Source organism: Sphingobacterium puteale (genome assembly GCF_003627955.1).
GTDB classification, from domain to species: domain Bacteria; phylum Bacteroidota; class Bacteroidia; order Sphingobacteriales; family Sphingobacteriaceae; genus Sphingobacterium; species Sphingobacterium puteale.
Window position 1 is genome coordinate 1 of the sequence record NZ_RBWS01000037.1, and the last position, 14,917, is coordinate 14,917.

The following is a 14,917-nucleotide window of genomic DNA, read 5'->3' on the forward strand; positions in this document are numbered from 1 at the left end:
TTAATAAATATAGAATCAATAAACCATAAGGATATAAAAGACCTTTATCCCCAAAACTTCAAGAAATCAACTGACATGTAGTTCATAGGGCGGATACGCTTTATCCAGGCCAATTTGTACTCGAATTTAGGCCCTGGATAAGGATTACCGTTGGGCAAATAAAGACAGCATATTAACAGTTGGTTGATTATAACCTCCAGGTACCGGCTATGGCTATCCTCTTTATCACCAGGTAACTCCCTTGTCACTTCGGCAATTTCAAATTTAGAAAGGACAGCTACACCGTTCCAGCTTTTCTGGCCATGCCACACAGCGTTATAACCAGCGTCATTAATGGCTTTTAAGGGAAAGCGTTCCTGCGGGGCTTTTAGTTCCTGTAAACAAACGATATCTGGCGTCTCTTCCTTTAACCAGCGAAGCAATACGTTTAGTCTCCCATTAATACCATTGACGTTGTAGGTTGCTATTTTCATTTATCGTTATTCAAAGCGCCATCCTTGCTACGGTCAACCTGTAATAAAAAAAGCAATTTGCTGATGGCAGGTCTATGCCACTGCTCCGGCAGATCACCTTTGATATAAGCCAGGTCTTTACCTAAAATCAGCTGGCAGCCGTCCATAGTAATGCGAGCATATTGGCGGTCCTCCCCCTCCTCACCAACTTCGAAATCAAAATATTTTTCAACTCCTTCGCTATTGGTCACTGGGATTCCTGTAAATGTGGTTCTATCTGTCATATCATTTCTTATTGTTTTTTAGATATTTAGTGATTTCTTTCTGCTATTACCGATCTTCTCAATTGCCGCTTCGACTTCCTGAAGAGATACGCCAAGTTCTTTTGCGATGTAAATCTACTTCATACCATTCGCGTCCTGCAACCTGATTGCGATCTCTTGCGTCCTTTTGATTTTTATTGTCTGACATACAAAACGGATTTTTGAATAGAACAAGCGCAAACACATACAGTTTGATTGTTTTGAGATATTAACAAAACAGTTAATATTCGACAACTAAAGGCTTGTGGTATATGTTTACCAGAAAAGTCGTGTGATGAAAAATATGCCTGCTCATTTAACCCCGATGCTTTGTACCCCGTTGGATAGTGAGGAGTAAGACACCGAACCGAAAACAGCAGGAATTTGTCATTGGTGGCTGGGCGGAATCTGATAAAGCGAAATCATTCATAAGCCATTTATTTGGCTCTTATGAAAACGGGAAGTTTATCTGCATCGGACGTAGTGGCGGCGGATTTAAAGATAAGTAAATGCCCGGTATCCTTAGGAAGCTGCAGACCATAGAAATTGATGAGTCACTTTTTTTAATAAAGTACTCGATACTAAAGGCGCGAAGATGCATAGGTTAAAACCTCAACTTGTAGCTAATTTTGAATCTGCAACCTGGACCAAAACCGGAAGGATTCGTAAACCGGCAACATTCCCTGGATTCAGGCTAGACAAAAAAACTAAACAAGTTGTCCGGGAGGTCCCAAAGTCTACTGCTCCTATCTTCTTCTGTTTCTAAATTCCAAACTTTTTCGAGTGCTATACTAAGTTGTCGCAAACTATTGTCAGTCCTATTTTTTCGATTTAATCGATTAATATTTTCGTCGATGTAGTCGTAAAAAAAGCGGACATTATTTTCATTTCGATGATTTTAAAAAGTTCTTCGGTTAGTTCCGGAAAGTGTATCGGACAATATATTATACGATGACACTGTTACTTTATTCAGAAATCTGGTAGTTTTTTCGATAATTAATCTATTTTTTACAGCATTTGAATTGTTATTATTCAGAAAAAGAATCAACAAACTCCGAGCTGAATGAATAAAACCACCACTAACAATGGTTTTGCATCAGCCAAACTAATTGAATCACATTCGTTTTAACGAATTTTAGACGATCCTCTACGAATTGTAAATGGTCTACTCTGCAAAAATTAATATTTTTACATTTGAACAATTGCCAATACATCTTAAGTCAAAGTGCTTGTATAGGTGAAAGCTTGTTTCATTTTTAATAACGTTGGCAGAAATGTGAAAATTTAAAATCATGCAATCTTTTATATTAGTTGAAGGTTTCGGCTTCGGTTTCCCCTCCTTCGGCAAGCCTAAACAGAAATTTTATCCAAACACTAAAAAAATGAAAAACAATTCATATTTTATTTTTAAATTATCAATTGCTCTACTAATAATTTTCGCAAGTTCATTTTCGTACGGACAGGAAATTCGCAATAACAATCAAACAGAAACACTACAATTGCCTGTAAAAAAAATTGTAAGATATTTTGATAATTTTATCCTTCATTATCTGACTGACTATGAGCTGACAGAAACTAAAATAGATTCTATCACTCACAATAAAAATATTACCACACTTTATTTTACCGAAAACAAAAATTACAAATCTGCTATAATCGTAACAAATTTGAATAAATATCAGAAAACAATCAAAGAGAAATCTTTTGAGACCAACTTATTAATGCTATTCAAAGGGGAATTTAGTGCTGAGACACTTAAACATCCAATAAAACCGGTTATTAACGAGTCTTTTTCTAAGGAGGGGACACTTAAATGGAAAATTAATATTGAAACACTAGACGAAAATTCAGCAAAATTGACATTTATATTTGACTCATTTGACAAGAAACATAAACAAAAATTTATCAGCAATTTTTCCAAAGGAATTGATAAAAATTTCAACTATACAGTTCAACAGATATTTGTAACAGAAAATTTTAAACGTGATGTATTAAACTATCTCGCAAAAAGCTCCAAAGCTGACGCTAATGGTGTTCAACCGACCAAAGGCAATTAAAAAAAATCTGCCAACAAGGTATTGCCACAAGCCGGATGAACAAATTTGATTGCGCATTTTTGTTAAGTTTATCTGCGAAGGTTATTCAATTGAACTTTTGCACAAAATTGAAGATTTGTGCTTCGATTGTCCGGCATCGTCAAGCCTTGAAACGTTGCCAGCAATATTTCCAAACCAATGACTGGTTACGAACCTTCTATTTTTTCAAATAAAAGGCTCTCTTATTAATCAATAAGGGAGCCTTTTTTGGCTAGAAGCCAACTAGAGTTAAATGACATTAAATTCCAGCTTCTTTATCGGTGAAAATCTGGACTCCCGCTTTCTTTTCAATTAACTGTAGCGGATATAGTTCAGGATTATAGACGCCATTAAGAACTTCATTCAAAGCGTTTTTCTTGGATTTACCAAAGGTAACAATCAGAATATTTTCGGCTTTATTGATAATAGGTTCAGTCAAAGTAATTCTGAACATTGCCTGTGGCTTTAGATAGTAGGCATCAACCCATTTTTCTTTTTCTTGTAAAATCTTTTCACCTGGAAACAGAGAAGCTGTGTGGCCATCATCTCCCATTCCTAAAAGGATGAAATCAAAAATACCGTCAGCTCCCAAAATATTTCTGATTTGAGTTTCGTATTCTTTAGCGTAATTTTCAGGCTCAACTCCCTCTTTATACATGGGGAAAATCTGATTTTTATTGACTGGTACCTTACTCAAAAGTACTTCCCAAGTCATCTTAAAATTACTTTTCTCATCTTCAAGAGGAACCCATCTTTCATCTACCCAAAAAAAATGGATTTTGTTCCAAATTATTTTATCTGCGTACTCGGGCGTAGCTAATAAACTAAAAATGGCTTTCGGTGAAGAGCCTCCACTCAAGGCGACCACAAATTTATCATGCTTCTGGATTGCTTTTTTCGAAAGCTCAACAAATGTATCTGCTGCTTTTTTATATAGAGCATCCAGGTTATCAAATATCGTAATATTCATTTTCTTTTAATTAGATTTTAAACCCACTGATGTCCCTGCCTTTCGACCAGTGCATCACTGTCATCAGGTCCCCAGTTTCCCGAAGCATAGTTTGGGAAAGATGGGTCTTTGGTTTTTTCCCAGGTTTCCTGAATCGTTTTTATCACATCCCAAGCTTCTTCTACCTGATCGGAGCGCATAAACAGTGTAAGGTCTCCCACGAGTGCTTCCAATAAAAGCGTTTCATAAGCTTCGGGCGTATCGGTCTGACAGGCAAAATTATCGAAAATCATTTCCACAGGTTTGAGCTCTAAAGACAAGCCTGGTTTTTTAGACATAAACTGCAATCTGATGTCCATTTGTGGCTGGATATTAATAACCAATCGGTTGGCCGACAGAAGCGAGGTGCTTTCTGAAAACGTAGAATTTGGAAGTGGCTTAAACTGGATCGTTATATAAGAATGCTTTTCTTTCATCTTCTTCCCGGTACGAACATAAAAAGGAACATCCTCCCATCTTTCATTATCCAGATAAAACTTAATAGCGACAAATGTTTCCGTATTGGAATCATGAGCAATTCCCTCTTCCTGGCGATAACCATTTACTTTTAGCCCATTTACTTTGCCTCGTCCGTACTGTCCTCTTACCGCATAATAATCTACCTTTTCGGGAGAAATCCTACGGATGGATTTTAAAACATCAACTTTACGGTCCCTGATCTCACCCGATTCAAGTGAAGCCGGAGGTTCCATAGCAACCATACAAAGAATTTGCAAAAGATGATTCTGAATCATATCGCGCAAAGCTCCTGTCTGCTCATAAAAACTGGCTCTTGTTTCCACTCCTACTTCTTCAGCGACCGTAATCTGCACCGATTCTATATGTCTGTGGTTCCAAAGAGGTTCAAAAATTGAATTTCCGAACCTGAACGCTAAAATATTCTGAACGGTTTCTTTACCTAAATAATGATCGATACGATAAATCTGTTCTTCCTGGAAAGTTTGTGAAAGAAGATTATTTAGCTCAATGGCAGATTCTTTATTGTGACCAAAAGGTTTTTCGATAATAATTCGATCTGTTGCTGGATCAGATGCTATTGACGTATTTTTAAGATGATTTGAAATGACCGATACAAAGTTTGGTGCAATCGACAAATAGAACAGTCTATTTCCTCTCATTCCATACACATTATCAAAATTTTCCAGTTTCTGATATAAATTCTGATAAGAGCTTTCTTCATCAAGCTGATGCTGAAAATAGCTGATGTGGGCCTGAAAACCAGCCCACTCTTCCTTGATTACAGTCTTTCTGGAAAAACTCTCCAGATTTTCTTTAATATAAGCCCTGAATTTTTCATCCGTATTTTCGGCTCTTCCTAAAGCTAAAATATTAAACCCTTTTGGCATTCTGCCATCGATATATAAATTGTAAAAGGCAGGAAAAAGCTTTCTTTTTGCCAAATCCCCTGTTGCACCAAAAATAACGATCGTTGTGGGATGCAGGATTGTGTTGTCACTCATTGTTAGGATTTAGTTATTTGGGTTTTGCCATGACGTATGAAAGACTCCTTCTCTGTCAGTTCTTTGGTAAGTGTGTGCACCAAAATAATCACGTTGCGCCTGAAGCAAGTTTACAGGTAAAGATGCTGTGGTGTAAGCTTCGAAATACCCTAGAGCTGACTGAATTCCTAAGCTTGGAATTCCGTTTGATACAGCAAAAGCAGCTGTTTTTCTTAATGAAGAAATTTTATCTTTTACAATTTCTGAAATTTCCTGATCCAATAAAATATTAGATAAGTTCTCGTATTTTGAATAAGCCAGATAAAATTTTTCCAATAAAACCGAACGGATGATACATCCACCCCTCCAGATTTTAACAACATCTTTTAACGGAATTTCAAACTGATATTCTTCAGAAGCTTTTACCAATAATGCCAAACCTTGAGCATAACTGATTAAAGTAGATAAATACAACGCATCCCCCACCTCTTTGATGAACAATTCTGTATTTTCAGGAGTTTTTACTTCTTCTTTAGCATATAATTGAGAAGCTTTCACTCGCTCATCTTTGTAAGCGGATAAAATTCTTGATGTTACAGCAATATCGATTGTTGGAATAGACACCCCAATTTCCATAGCCTCCTGGGAGGTCCATTTTCCGGTTCCTTTTGCTCCTGCTTTATCTAAAATCTTGTCGACAAGAAAACCGTCTGTTACATCATCTTTTTGCTGGAAAATATCTCTTGTTATTTCAATAAGGAAAGAATTCATCTCGCCTTCATTCCATCTTTTGAAAACTTCATACAATTGTTTATTGTTAAGATTAGCTCCTTTTCTCAGTAAATCGTATGCTTCACTGATTAATTGCATGATGGCATATTCAATACCGTTGTGAACCATTTTAACATAATTCCCTGCAGCTCCTTTCCCCATATAAGCGGTGCAGGGCTCCCCCTTTACTTTTGCTGAGATAACTTCCAGCATAGGCTTCACCAAATTGAAAACTTCCAAATCTCCACCTGGCATAATACTTGGTCCTCTTCTTGCGCCCTGCTCTCCTCCAGATACTCCCATTCCCATAAAATGAAGGCTTTTAGAAGCTAAATCAGCTATACGTCTCTCGGTATCTTTGAAATAAGAATTTCCCGCATCAACGACAATATCTTTTGGGCTCAGAAGTGGTGTTATGCTTTCAAGAACAGCATCAACCGGCTTGCCTGCAGGAACCATCAAAATAACTTTTCGCGGACTGTCTAAACTCAACACAAATTCCTCTAGAGAAACAGTTCCAACAACCTTTGTACCTGAAGCCACTCCTTTACGAAGTTCTATTACCTTTTCTTCATCTAAATCGAATCCTACGACAGAGAAACCATTATCGGCAATATTGTAAAGCAGATTTCTTCCCATTACACCCAGGCCAATGACCCCGTAATTATACTTTTCCATTCTTACTTAAAGTTTATGTTATACATCAAATTTACTGAAATGCATGCCAGTAAAAAAATTATCTAAAATTTTCTTTCAATCGTGACATTAGTTATCATCAACTGAAAAATATCATTAATTAATAATACGTTGATAATGACATCATTCTAAACATAAACTAATTCAGGTCCAAATTCTCTAATTTTTAATAGTTACTATTGGCTATATGTAAATACATGCTAAAGGTTTGCATGCATTCTTTAACATGCAGTTTTACCCTTACAATACAAAATTTTGAATAGTATTGACTTGTTATCTGAGATTTATCTGTTTACGAAACTCCAGAGGACTCATTTTTGTCTTCGTTTTGAAGAGTTTACTGAACGATTGAGAATGTTCAAATCCCAATTCGTAAGCGATTTCACTTATTGATAAGCTTGTGTTAGAGAGTTTTCCCCTGGCTTTTTCTATCAATTTATAGTGTATGTGTTGCTGTGTGCTTTGGCCGGTTACTGTTCGCAGTAAGCTACTTAAGTAGCTTGGCGAGAGATTCAGTTCTTTCGAAACATATTGAACAGATGGCAGACCTTTAATTGCCAAATCATCGCTATTAAGATACTCTGCCAACAGGTTTTCCAAACGTTCCAAAATTTGATGATTGGCCTTTTCCCTTGTAATGAACTGACGGTTGTAAAATCGTTCCGAATAACCAAGCAAACTTTCAACATGTGAACAAATGATTTGTTTGCTAAACTTATCAACGTTGGAATGATATTCCTGTCGTATGTTTTCTATAATGCCATTAAGTGTATTTTCTTCTTTTTCTGATAACAACAAAGCCTCATTTACCGAATAATCAAAAAATGCATACTGCTTAATGTTTTTTGCCAATGTTTTTACAATTCGGCCAGGTCTTGTACTTATTAGGTATGAACCGAGATGATAATAATCGAATCCCAAGATTCAGTTAAAATGCAGCTTTCAATAAAGGTTAAAACCTGAATTGAAAATTATTAGCCACGATTTGGCAAATTTCGCTATTTATCGTTTCTCTTTTTGAGTAGTAATGTTTGTCTGTTAATTATTAGTTTCTTATTTCTTTTCTTCTTGTACCAAATTGTAAATATTATGGCTGTTAGAATAGTTATGCCTCTGAAAACATTTGCTGTCTTACCACCTAGTGCAGAATCGTCAACCTGAAATAATTCCCAGCATAAGTTCATGAAGGTATGGGTCAAAATAGGTACCCATAAATTATAGCCCCATTCTACGAATAGCCAGGCAAAAAAGATTGCTCCTGAAAAGGTAATCATAAAAATCCCCAATAGTTCACCTATGTCCTTACTTTGGTACAAATGTCCTAAAGCGAAAATTAAAGCACCCAATATTATAGATGGTATAAAACCTAAGTTGGTCTTTCGAAATAATAGTCCAAATAAAAAGCCCCTAAAGTAAAGCTCTTCCATAAAACCAGCAACAACAGTCCCTGCTATTAAATTTTCAAAATGAATCTCTTTGTTGAATTTGAAATAAAGAAATCCGCCGATAAACATAGGACAAGCAAACAATAAACTTGTTGAGATGCCAATATAAATATTCGATAATAGGCCAAGATTTTTAAGGATACTTCTCCCCCTGTCAATTAAAAAAGTTCCCGCAAAAATCGGAATTCCGATTATAAAATATGTTAGGATATAGCTAATTAATCCCTCTTGGGTAATTTTGTCGAGTCCAACCTTAATAGGCTTGAAGTTAAAAAAAAGAATATAGTAAGTAGTAAAGCTTAAAAAAATGGTAAGAATTATTTTTAGCGGTAGTTTTGATTTCATTTTTTAATAATAACGTTTTTGAAAAATCACCAGGTAACTTCGGCAATTTTAATCCAAAGAGGCTGTATTTAAGCTAGGTCCTAAACTATAATTGCGCTTTACTTTTAAACAATTTACTGAATGATTGCGAATGTTCAAAGCCTAATTCAAACACCGCTTCGCATACGGACAATGCTATTGTAGAAAGTTTCTTTATGGCTGTTTCTATCAGTTGCTCTTGAATGTACTGTGTTAAAGTCCGCTAACATGCTTTGACAGGCTTGCTAAATATTTCGCAGAAATCTCTAGTTCAGTCGCCAAATACTGCACAATATGCTGGCTTTTCGACGATCGGATGGAAAAATTGACAAACAAAATTACACTTCGGAAAGTGCTAAATAAAAGACGTCAACTATTTTTTATGATCTGTCAATAAGATGACGATCCGGTGCACTACCCAACATCCAAAAATTTTAATACAACATCTAATTCTACAAAAGGCACAATTATCTTTGAAAAATTTGATTTTGATTTAGATGCGGCTAATTATGCACACTCCATTGAAATCTCTGCTACAGAAATATCCAGGTTATCGAGGGTGTGCTTCCTGCAACGGTAGCGCAAAAAAATGGACGATACCATTGTATTGCTGAAGCTGACCATATCCCAACTTTATAGTAGATTTGGAATAGGCAGTATTGAATTTTATTAAATTGATTTATAATATGACAAACGAATTATTTGAATTTAAAATTTTTAAAGCTAGCAGAACCAGGTTGCTTCAATTAATAGAAACAGTTGACAACAAAATATTATTTAAAATCCCTGAAAACTTTAACAATAATATAGTTTGGCAAATTGGTCACTGTATCACATCTCAACAGAGGCATATGTATATGCGTAGTGGGCTACCAATGCATATATCACAGGAATTTATGGAAACGTTCAAAATCGGAACTTCGCCACATACATGGAACAGTATTCCGGACGTTGATGAAATAAAGCATTTACTACTTTATACAGTAAATCAACTTAGTAAAGATCTAGAATCGGGCATATTTGTTAAATACACCGCCTTTAGCTTACCAATTGGCATCACCATAACTAATCACCTCCAAGCACTTCAGGCTGCTAACTTTCACGAAGCCGAGCACTATGGAATAATATTGAGCTATTTAAAACTTCTAAATTAAATCAGGTAAATTATGCCCTATCTCAATGTAATAATGCTTTATTAATCTCAACCACAATACCTCTAGGAGACAACTTGGACAGTCTTTACTCTGGCACTTATAATTGGGTTCCAGATGACGGTTCGGACATAGAATCTTTTTATGAAAAAGGAAAATGTACCAGCAGAACCGTCTCAAAAAATGGAGTGATCAACAGTAGTACTTTTTTAAAAATGATGAAATTGAAGAGATCAGAATTCGCAGTCACATCGCTAATGGCAAACTTCATAGAATGTGACCGAAATACTTACAGATGGTAATTTTCCTCCTGTAATTTTAGCCATTTCTTGGGGGACATTATTTATCGAAATTTTGCTTGAATTGGGAATTTTGGCGGCTAAAAGGACAAAATATAAATTATTTATATTAGATGTGATTTTTCATTTTCTAATCTTTTTGATTCATGGATTAGGAAGCTTTTTCTTAGCAATGACGGGAGGTCTTTTGTTTATCTGATAAACATGAATGTTAGCAAAGCTCCTGTCTTAAACTATAAAAAATTCAGCGAGAAGCTTATGCACTTTGGGCATAAAGCGCAACAGCAGAAAGGCTGCTTTAACAAAGAGTTTCAATGTCCGTAACTAAGTGTAGCCTATTCTTTAGTCAGATCAAAAATAACGGTACCGATATCCTCTATATCGCCAACATGCTCATTTTTGTTATAATATAAATCAGCAATAACCTTGCGCCCCCTGAAGAGTTCGTTTAAGAAAGCGATGAGAAGAACTTTATTGGTATCTGATCCAAAAACTTTTTTTAAGCCATAATCTGCTGTAATATCGATATATTTCGATTGTTTCACTCATAATGTAACATATTACCGTAATCAAAACAGACTACTTAGCCTATACAGTTATTCTTGGGAAAGCACGCTATTATGTGTGGAATACGGAGACACTTATCTAAATTTGATTTGTAAATAAAAACCTGTAAATTCAATGGAAATTAACCTCTTTCCATTATGCAAAGCAACAATTGGTTCAACCAGTTTAAATACATCCAGCGAAAAAGAGTATTTTTATTAATTACGCTATTAACTATTTTTCATCATACAAGCTCTGCTCAAAAAGATCCGCAGCTCAGGGAAGCACTGTCTATCATGACAAAAGCATCTATTTCCGGAGATATCGAAGGTATTATAAGTCAAACATCGCCCCGCATAATTGAAAGCATGGGGGGGATAGATCAAGCAACAAAACTGACCAAGGAACTCTATTCTTCTCTTATAAAATACGGGGTTAAAATTGATTCCATGATCAATTATGTCGATATGGATGTCTCAAAAATTGATGGGATAGCGTATTGCTTTATTCCTCAAGTATTGGTAATGTCCATGCCTGAAAAAGACAAAATGGCGATCACTTCAGCTAATTTATTAGCGCTAAAAGAAGACGAAACCAAAAAATGGACTTTTTTTAATTTCAATAAAATGGATCAGGAAAAAATTAAATTGTTTCTTCCAGAATTTAATGGCAAGATTTCTCTTCCTCCGGGGCTAGAAAAAAAGACATTGGTCGTGCAGAAAGAGGAAGTAGGTAAGGCTGTCGATCATCTAATGAAACTTATTGATGAATCTGTGAAAAGGCAGAACTAAATTTAACGAATTGATTCAGAATGCTTACCGAGTCATTTATTGAAATTCTTATTAGGGAATTACATTTATAGTATACCAAAATAAACGATCAAATAGGATGAGTTTGAATAAAAAATTATTTAAAGTGCTAAATTCCAAAATACTTCAAGGAATTTTGATAGCCAACATTTTCGCCTTCCTAATCATTGGTATTCAATCTTCATTGGCGCCTAAGGATACTGGTATACTTGTTTTTTCAGAGTTTGTGATTATTCCAATGTTAATGGGTATTATCACGGCTTGGTTTTGGAAAGACACTGGGATAAGGGGAAAACAAATAACCGGATATTCTATCCTGAATGGTCTTATCGCCATTTTAATGAGCTTTTTCTTCTTAGGTGAGGGCTTTATTTGTCTACTGATTGTTTCGCCTCTTATTTCTGGCTTTGTCATCTCTGGTGCCTTTATTGGAAGGGCTATGTTTAAAAAGAGAAATCAAAAATTGAATATAAGCATTGTAAGCTTATTAATGGGGATTTTTATTGTTGACTCCTTGAGCGACCATCATCACGAAAATATGGTTTCTGATGAGCTGTTGATTCAGGCAAGTCCAGAAGAGGTATGGCAACACGTGGTCGCCTTCGATCCAATATCCCAAAAGGAAAACTATTGGCTCTTTAAAATTGGGATGCCGAGCCCCATGGCCACAACGGTAAGTGAGCATAGACTGGGTGCAAACCGAAAATGTATTTTTAGCAATGGATATATTTTCGATGAGAAGATTGTAAAATTTGACATCAATAAAAACCTAATATTTGATATCGTTGATCAACCCAAAGACCCTGAAATTATGGGACATATAGATATAAAAAGAGGCGAATTTATATTAAAGGACAATGGAAACGGCACCACTACTCTTATTGGGAACAGTTGGTATAACCTTCATGTCTTCCCTACCTGGTACTACGATCTATGGGCAGAAAGTATCACTAGAAATGTCCATTTTAGAGTCATGAAACATATTAAATTACTAAGCGAGAGATAGCCTATGTTTCCTTTTGTGGTAGAAAGAGCCGGTTTTTTAAAGGACATCCCTTTATTCGCCATTATATTTGATAGTCTCATGAGATTTTGGATGTTCTTAACGAAACCTGAATTACTGGATTGGATTGATGATCTGGAAGAAAATGTGACGCAGATGCCCGGAACTACCATTGGGGTACATAAATATGGTGGGATTGAGTTTAATTATATGGGAAAAGAGTTTGCACATGTACATAGTAATGGTTTATTGGACATCTTATTAAATACAGAACTAAAAAATTCGTTAATGACTGAAGGAAAAATTAAAGACCATCATGTATTTAAAAATTCAGGCTGGATAAGCTTTTACCTTAAAAATAAACAGGACGTAGGCTACGCATGTATTCTTTTAAACAAGGCCTACGACCGTGCCAAACAGAAGCAGGATTCTATGCAGCTAGATACTATATAAAAATTATTTATTCTATGCTTTTAACAAAACTTGTTGTTCTTTTTTAAGCATTCTCAATAACACATACCTATCGGACAAACACTCGTAAAATCCAAATAAACAGTGCTGCAAAAGAAGTCCATCACGTCGATGAAGTTATAAAACTCAGCCGACATCGATTCAAATATCCTTTAAGACCCTCCCAATATCAAGCTATCCTGGAATATCAGAAAAAATATGAACTACAGGATTGGGAGATATCGCCACCTTTAACAACTGATGTCATAAAATTTACAGAAGACTCTTCAATCAAGCTAAATTTGAGACTTCCGGGAAAAGGTTACTATTTGAGGAATTTTCAGATAAGATCGATATTCAAACAAAGAGTAACCTTATATTAACGAAGGTTTTATGCTGCATATTCAGGTATTATCGTGGATATAATGTTGATGTTGACCCCTCCGCTGGACATACTGACCCCTCTATCAAGGTTTTCTTCAGTCCAACTGATGACCTGACAATATTACTTCTTTTTTCTTAGACTTTCGCCTTTAAGTTCGATTCTGTAAGATCCATGGATCAGTCTATCAAGTATTGCATCTGCAATTGTATCTTCACCGATTACATCATACCAACTGGCCACAGGTAACTGACTGGCAATTATTGTTGATGCCTTAGCGTGTCTATCTTCAATTATTTCCATCAGATCCAGCCTTTGCTGCTGGTCCAGATTTACCAGGCCAAAGTCATCCACAATAAGCAGGTCTGTTTTTGATATCCTGTCCATCAGCTTATGCAGTGTGCCTTCAAGGCGGGCCATTTTAGTCTTTAGAAGTAGTTTTTGCAGGTTAAAGTACAGGACTTTATACCCCTGCGCACAAGCATGATGGCCCAATGCTGAAGAGAGGAAGCTCTTCCCACAGCCCGTAGCACCGCTGATGAGTATCGGATCTCCTTTTTTGATGTACTCGCCAGTAGCCAGCGTAGTGATCAATCCCTTGTCCAAACCTCTGGTAGCGACCATGTTTATCTCCTCTATCGAAGCCTGATAGCGGAACCCGGCATTCTGTTTGAGACGCTCAAACCTTTTTTCATCCCGTTCATCTGATTCTGCCTGCAGCAATAGGGACAGCCCTTCGGAAAGGGTGAGTTCTGTACTACGGCGGGTTTCATTTAATGCTTTCCAGTTACGCTCCATACCATGTAAGCGCAACGCTCTCATCTGTGTTTCAATATTCATCTTATTTTATTATTGTTTATTTTATTCTGGTCATTCCTGCCCATCATTGTATTGTCGGTCCATCGTTTGGCTGATCAAACAGTGTCGGCTGGCTGCCTGCATAGTATGCTCTTCCCCTGATATTGGCATGCTCCGGCAGGGAGCTTTTTACGGAAGTTTCTTCCTGATTGTTTGCTGTTCCGTTTTCAAGTACATTCCTAAAGTAGTAGTAGGTATATAGCTTATTTTTTAGTACGTAACTACATGCTTTATCAAACTCTTCTGCCGGGAAGTCCCGTTTTAGTCTGAACAGTCCGTCACAGGTACGGAATAACTGCTCGGGATAATGCGCCCGCTCAAAGAGTATCTCCAGAAGTTTGGCGAACTCCGCAGAGTGTGCTTTTGCCCTTGTCAGGTACGTTTCATGCGAGCGGTTCTTATACGCCTGATGTTCGGACTTTAAATGTGTCGCCAGAGTGGTGTATGCATTTTCCCTGTAACTGCGTATGTGCGCGGCAATCTGTTTGCCCCGACAATAGATCGAGAGCATATTGCGTGTGTAAATGATCTTTACCTTTGTTCCGATATAAGCGAAGGGTACGCTGTAATAGTGTTTATTGCGCTGCAGATAGATATGTCCGTTATCCCCAACTTTGAGTTCAGCATAGCTCTTCAGCTCGAAGCGTTCTTTGGGAAGTTCGCCCAATGTTGATTTTTCGGAACTTAAGAACCGCTCTTCCCGGCAGTATGGCTTTTGCTGCATCCGGGTCTGGTTGTGCTTTAACATACAGACCTTTATAGCTTCATTGGTATCCGCCCGACCAAGTGCATATTTTATGAACGCTTTATAATTCCGAGGTTTGCTTAATGAGTTCAAAGGAAAAAAGAGATCAGATGCTGTCGATG

The 14,917-nt window shown here is 36.6% G+C and carries 18 protein-coding genes; 7 read left to right on the plus strand and 11 right to left on the minus strand.

The annotated features are described in order from the left end of the window. Window positions 1–44: 44 nt before the first annotated feature. Genes D7322_RS27860 through D7322_RS29340 form a run of 3 tightly spaced genes read right to left on the minus strand, consistent with a single transcriptional unit; the run spans window position 45 to window position 850 of the window. Window positions 45–473 carry an exodeoxyribonuclease III gene (locus D7322_RS27860; RefSeq protein WP_121127437.1) on the minus strand — a complete coding sequence of 143 codons (429 nt, stop codon included), beginning with the start codon at window positions 471–473 and terminating at the stop codon, window positions 45–47. Then, entirely contained in the window at window positions 470–736 is a 267-nt protein-coding gene (locus D7322_RS27865; protein WP_121127438.1) for a hypothetical protein, read from the minus strand. Before D7322_RS27865 ends, D7322_RS27860 begins: the two co-directional genes overlap by 4 nt. Before the next feature lie 18 nt (window positions 737–754). Further along, window positions 755–850, minus strand: a complete 96-nt coding sequence (locus D7322_RS29340; protein WP_121127452.1) for a DUF3606 domain-containing protein — start codon at window positions 848–850, stop codon at window positions 755–757. A 251-nt stretch (window positions 851–1,101) separates the two neighbouring features. Here D7322_RS29340 and D7322_RS28690 point away from each other — a divergent pair, with 251 nt between their 5' ends. Beyond that, window positions 1,102–1,263: a hypothetical protein gene (locus D7322_RS28690; protein ID WP_183078875.1), complete on the plus strand. Its 162-nt coding sequence runs from the start codon at window positions 1,102–1,104 to the stop codon at window positions 1,261–1,263. A gap of 873 nt (window positions 1,264–2,136) precedes the next feature. Beyond that, window positions 2,137–2,811, plus strand: coding sequence for a hypothetical protein (locus D7322_RS27875; RefSeq protein WP_183078876.1), 675 nt, complete (start codon window positions 2,137–2,139; stop codon window positions 2,809–2,811). 277 nt (window positions 2,812–3,088) lie between these two features. On the opposite strand, the gene pgl is transcribed toward D7322_RS27875, so the two are convergent. The 5 genes from pgl to D7322_RS27900 all read right to left on the minus strand — a co-directional run bounded on the left by pgl (window position 3,089) and on the right by D7322_RS27900 (window position 8,534). Further along, window positions 3,089–3,799, minus strand: a complete 711-nt coding sequence (gene pgl, locus D7322_RS27880) for a 6-phosphogluconolactonase (RefSeq protein ID WP_121127440.1) — start codon at window positions 3,797–3,799, stop codon at window positions 3,089–3,091. A 17-nt stretch (window positions 3,800–3,816) separates the two neighbouring features. Further along, window positions 3,817–5,298 carry a glucose-6-phosphate dehydrogenase gene (gene zwf / locus D7322_RS27885; protein WP_121127441.1) on the minus strand — a complete coding sequence of 494 codons (1,482 nt, stop codon included), beginning with the start codon at window positions 5,296–5,298 and terminating at the stop codon, window positions 3,817–3,819. Window positions 5,299–5,307: 9 nt separating this feature from the next. After that, window positions 5,308–6,726: an NADP-dependent phosphogluconate dehydrogenase gene (gndA, locus tag D7322_RS27890; RefSeq protein WP_121127442.1), complete on the minus strand. Its 1,419-nt coding sequence runs from the start codon at window positions 6,724–6,726 to the stop codon at window positions 5,308–5,310. A 291-nt stretch (window positions 6,727–7,017) separates the two neighbouring features. Continuing rightward, entirely contained in the window at window positions 7,018–7,596 is a 579-nt protein-coding gene (locus tag D7322_RS27895) for a helix-turn-helix domain-containing protein (RefSeq protein ID WP_317125753.1), read from the minus strand. A 146-nt stretch (window positions 7,597–7,742) separates the two neighbouring features. Next, window positions 7,743–8,534, minus strand: a complete 792-nt coding sequence (locus tag D7322_RS27900; RefSeq protein WP_121127444.1) for a CPBP family intramembrane glutamic endopeptidase — start codon at window positions 8,532–8,534, stop codon at window positions 7,743–7,745. Between the two features lie 704 nt (window positions 8,535–9,238). Between D7322_RS27900 and D7322_RS27905 the strand changes: the two genes are divergently transcribed. Continuing rightward, on the plus strand, window positions 9,239–9,706 hold the full coding sequence (locus D7322_RS27905) for a DinB family protein (protein WP_121127445.1): 468 nt from the start codon (window positions 9,239–9,241) through the stop codon (window positions 9,704–9,706). A gap of 273 nt (window positions 9,707–9,979) precedes the next feature. After that, window positions 9,980–10,201, plus strand: coding sequence for a hypothetical protein (locus tag D7322_RS27910; protein WP_121127446.1), 222 nt, complete (start codon window positions 9,980–9,982; stop codon window positions 10,199–10,201). Window positions 10,202–10,337: 136 nt separating this feature from the next. Here D7322_RS27910 and D7322_RS27915 read toward each other — a convergent pair whose 3' ends face one another. Beyond that, on the minus strand, window positions 10,338–10,547 hold the full coding sequence (locus D7322_RS27915) for a PD-(D/E)XK nuclease family transposase (protein WP_121127447.1): 210 nt from the start codon (window positions 10,545–10,547) through the stop codon (window positions 10,338–10,340). A gap of 159 nt (window positions 10,548–10,706) precedes the next feature. Between D7322_RS27915 and D7322_RS27920 the strand changes: the two genes are divergently transcribed. From D7322_RS27920 to D7322_RS27930, 3 genes are all read left to right on the plus strand, one after another. Beyond that, the gene (locus D7322_RS27920) at window positions 10,707–11,339 is read left to right on the plus strand and encodes a hypothetical protein (RefSeq protein WP_121127448.1); all 633 of its coding nucleotides are present in this window, start codon (window positions 10,707–10,709) and stop codon (window positions 11,337–11,339) included. Between the two features lie 97 nt (window positions 11,340–11,436). After that, window positions 11,437–12,363: an SRPBCC family protein gene (locus tag D7322_RS27925; RefSeq protein WP_121127449.1), complete on the plus strand. Its 927-nt coding sequence runs from the start codon at window positions 11,437–11,439 to the stop codon at window positions 12,361–12,363. 78 nt (window positions 12,364–12,441) lie between these two features. After that, window positions 12,442–12,813 (plus strand): luciferase domain-containing protein, encoded by a 372-nt coding sequence (locus D7322_RS27930; protein WP_245971506.1) that lies wholly within the window; start codon window positions 12,442–12,444, stop codon window positions 12,811–12,813. Between the two features lie 502 nt (window positions 12,814–13,315). Here D7322_RS27930 and istB read toward each other — a convergent pair. Both istB and D7322_RS27940 read right to left on the minus strand, forming a co-directional pair. Beyond that, a complete protein-coding gene (gene istB / locus D7322_RS27935; RefSeq protein WP_121127451.1) occupies window positions 13,316–14,032 on the minus strand; it encodes an IS21-like element helper ATPase IstB in 717 nt (238 codons plus the stop codon). 43 nt (window positions 14,033–14,075) lie between these two features. Next, window positions 14,076–14,917, minus strand: an 842-nt coding sequence (locus D7322_RS27940; RefSeq protein ID WP_455430962.1) for a Mu transposase domain-containing protein, incomplete at its 5' end; no start/stop codon positions are given.

Coding starts and splice junctions, on each gene's coding strand:
- D7322_RS27860 (WP_121127437.1), bottom strand. CDS start 473: ATGAAAATAGCAACCTACAACGTCAATGGTATTAATGGGAGACTAAAC.
- D7322_RS27865 (WP_121127438.1), bottom strand. CDS start 736: ATGACAGATAGAACCACATTTACAGGAATCCCAGTGACCAATAGCGAA.
- D7322_RS27875 (WP_183078876.1), top strand. CDS start 2,137: ATGAAAAACAATTCATATTTTATTTTTAAATTATCAATTGCTCTACTA.
- pgl (WP_121127440.1), bottom strand. CDS start 3,799: ATGAATATTACGATATTTGATAACCTGGATGCTCTATATAAAAAAGCA.
- zwf (WP_121127441.1), bottom strand. CDS start 5,298: ATGAGTGACAACACAATCCTGCATCCCACAACGATCGTTATTTTTGGT.
- gndA (WP_121127442.1), bottom strand. CDS start 6,726: ATGGAAAAGTATAATTACGGGGTCATTGGCCTGGGTGTAATGGGAAGA.
- D7322_RS27900 (WP_121127444.1), bottom strand. CDS start 8,534: ATGAAATCAAAACTACCGCTAAAAATAATTCTTACCATTTTTTTAAGC.
- D7322_RS27905 (WP_121127445.1), top strand. CDS start 9,239: ATGACAAACGAATTATTTGAATTTAAAATTTTTAAAGCTAGCAGAACC.
- D7322_RS27920 (WP_121127448.1), top strand. CDS start 10,707: ATGCAAAGCAACAATTGGTTCAACCAGTTTAAATACATCCAGCGAAAA.
- D7322_RS27925 (WP_121127449.1), top strand. CDS start 11,437: ATGAGTTTGAATAAAAAATTATTTAAAGTGCTAAATTCCAAAATACTT.
- D7322_RS27930 (WP_245971506.1), top strand. CDS start 12,442: ATGAGATTTTGGATGTTCTTAACGAAACCTGAATTACTGGATTGGATT.
- istB (WP_121127451.1), bottom strand. CDS start 14,032: ATGAATATTGAAACACAGATGAGAGCGTTGCGCTTACATGGTATGGAG.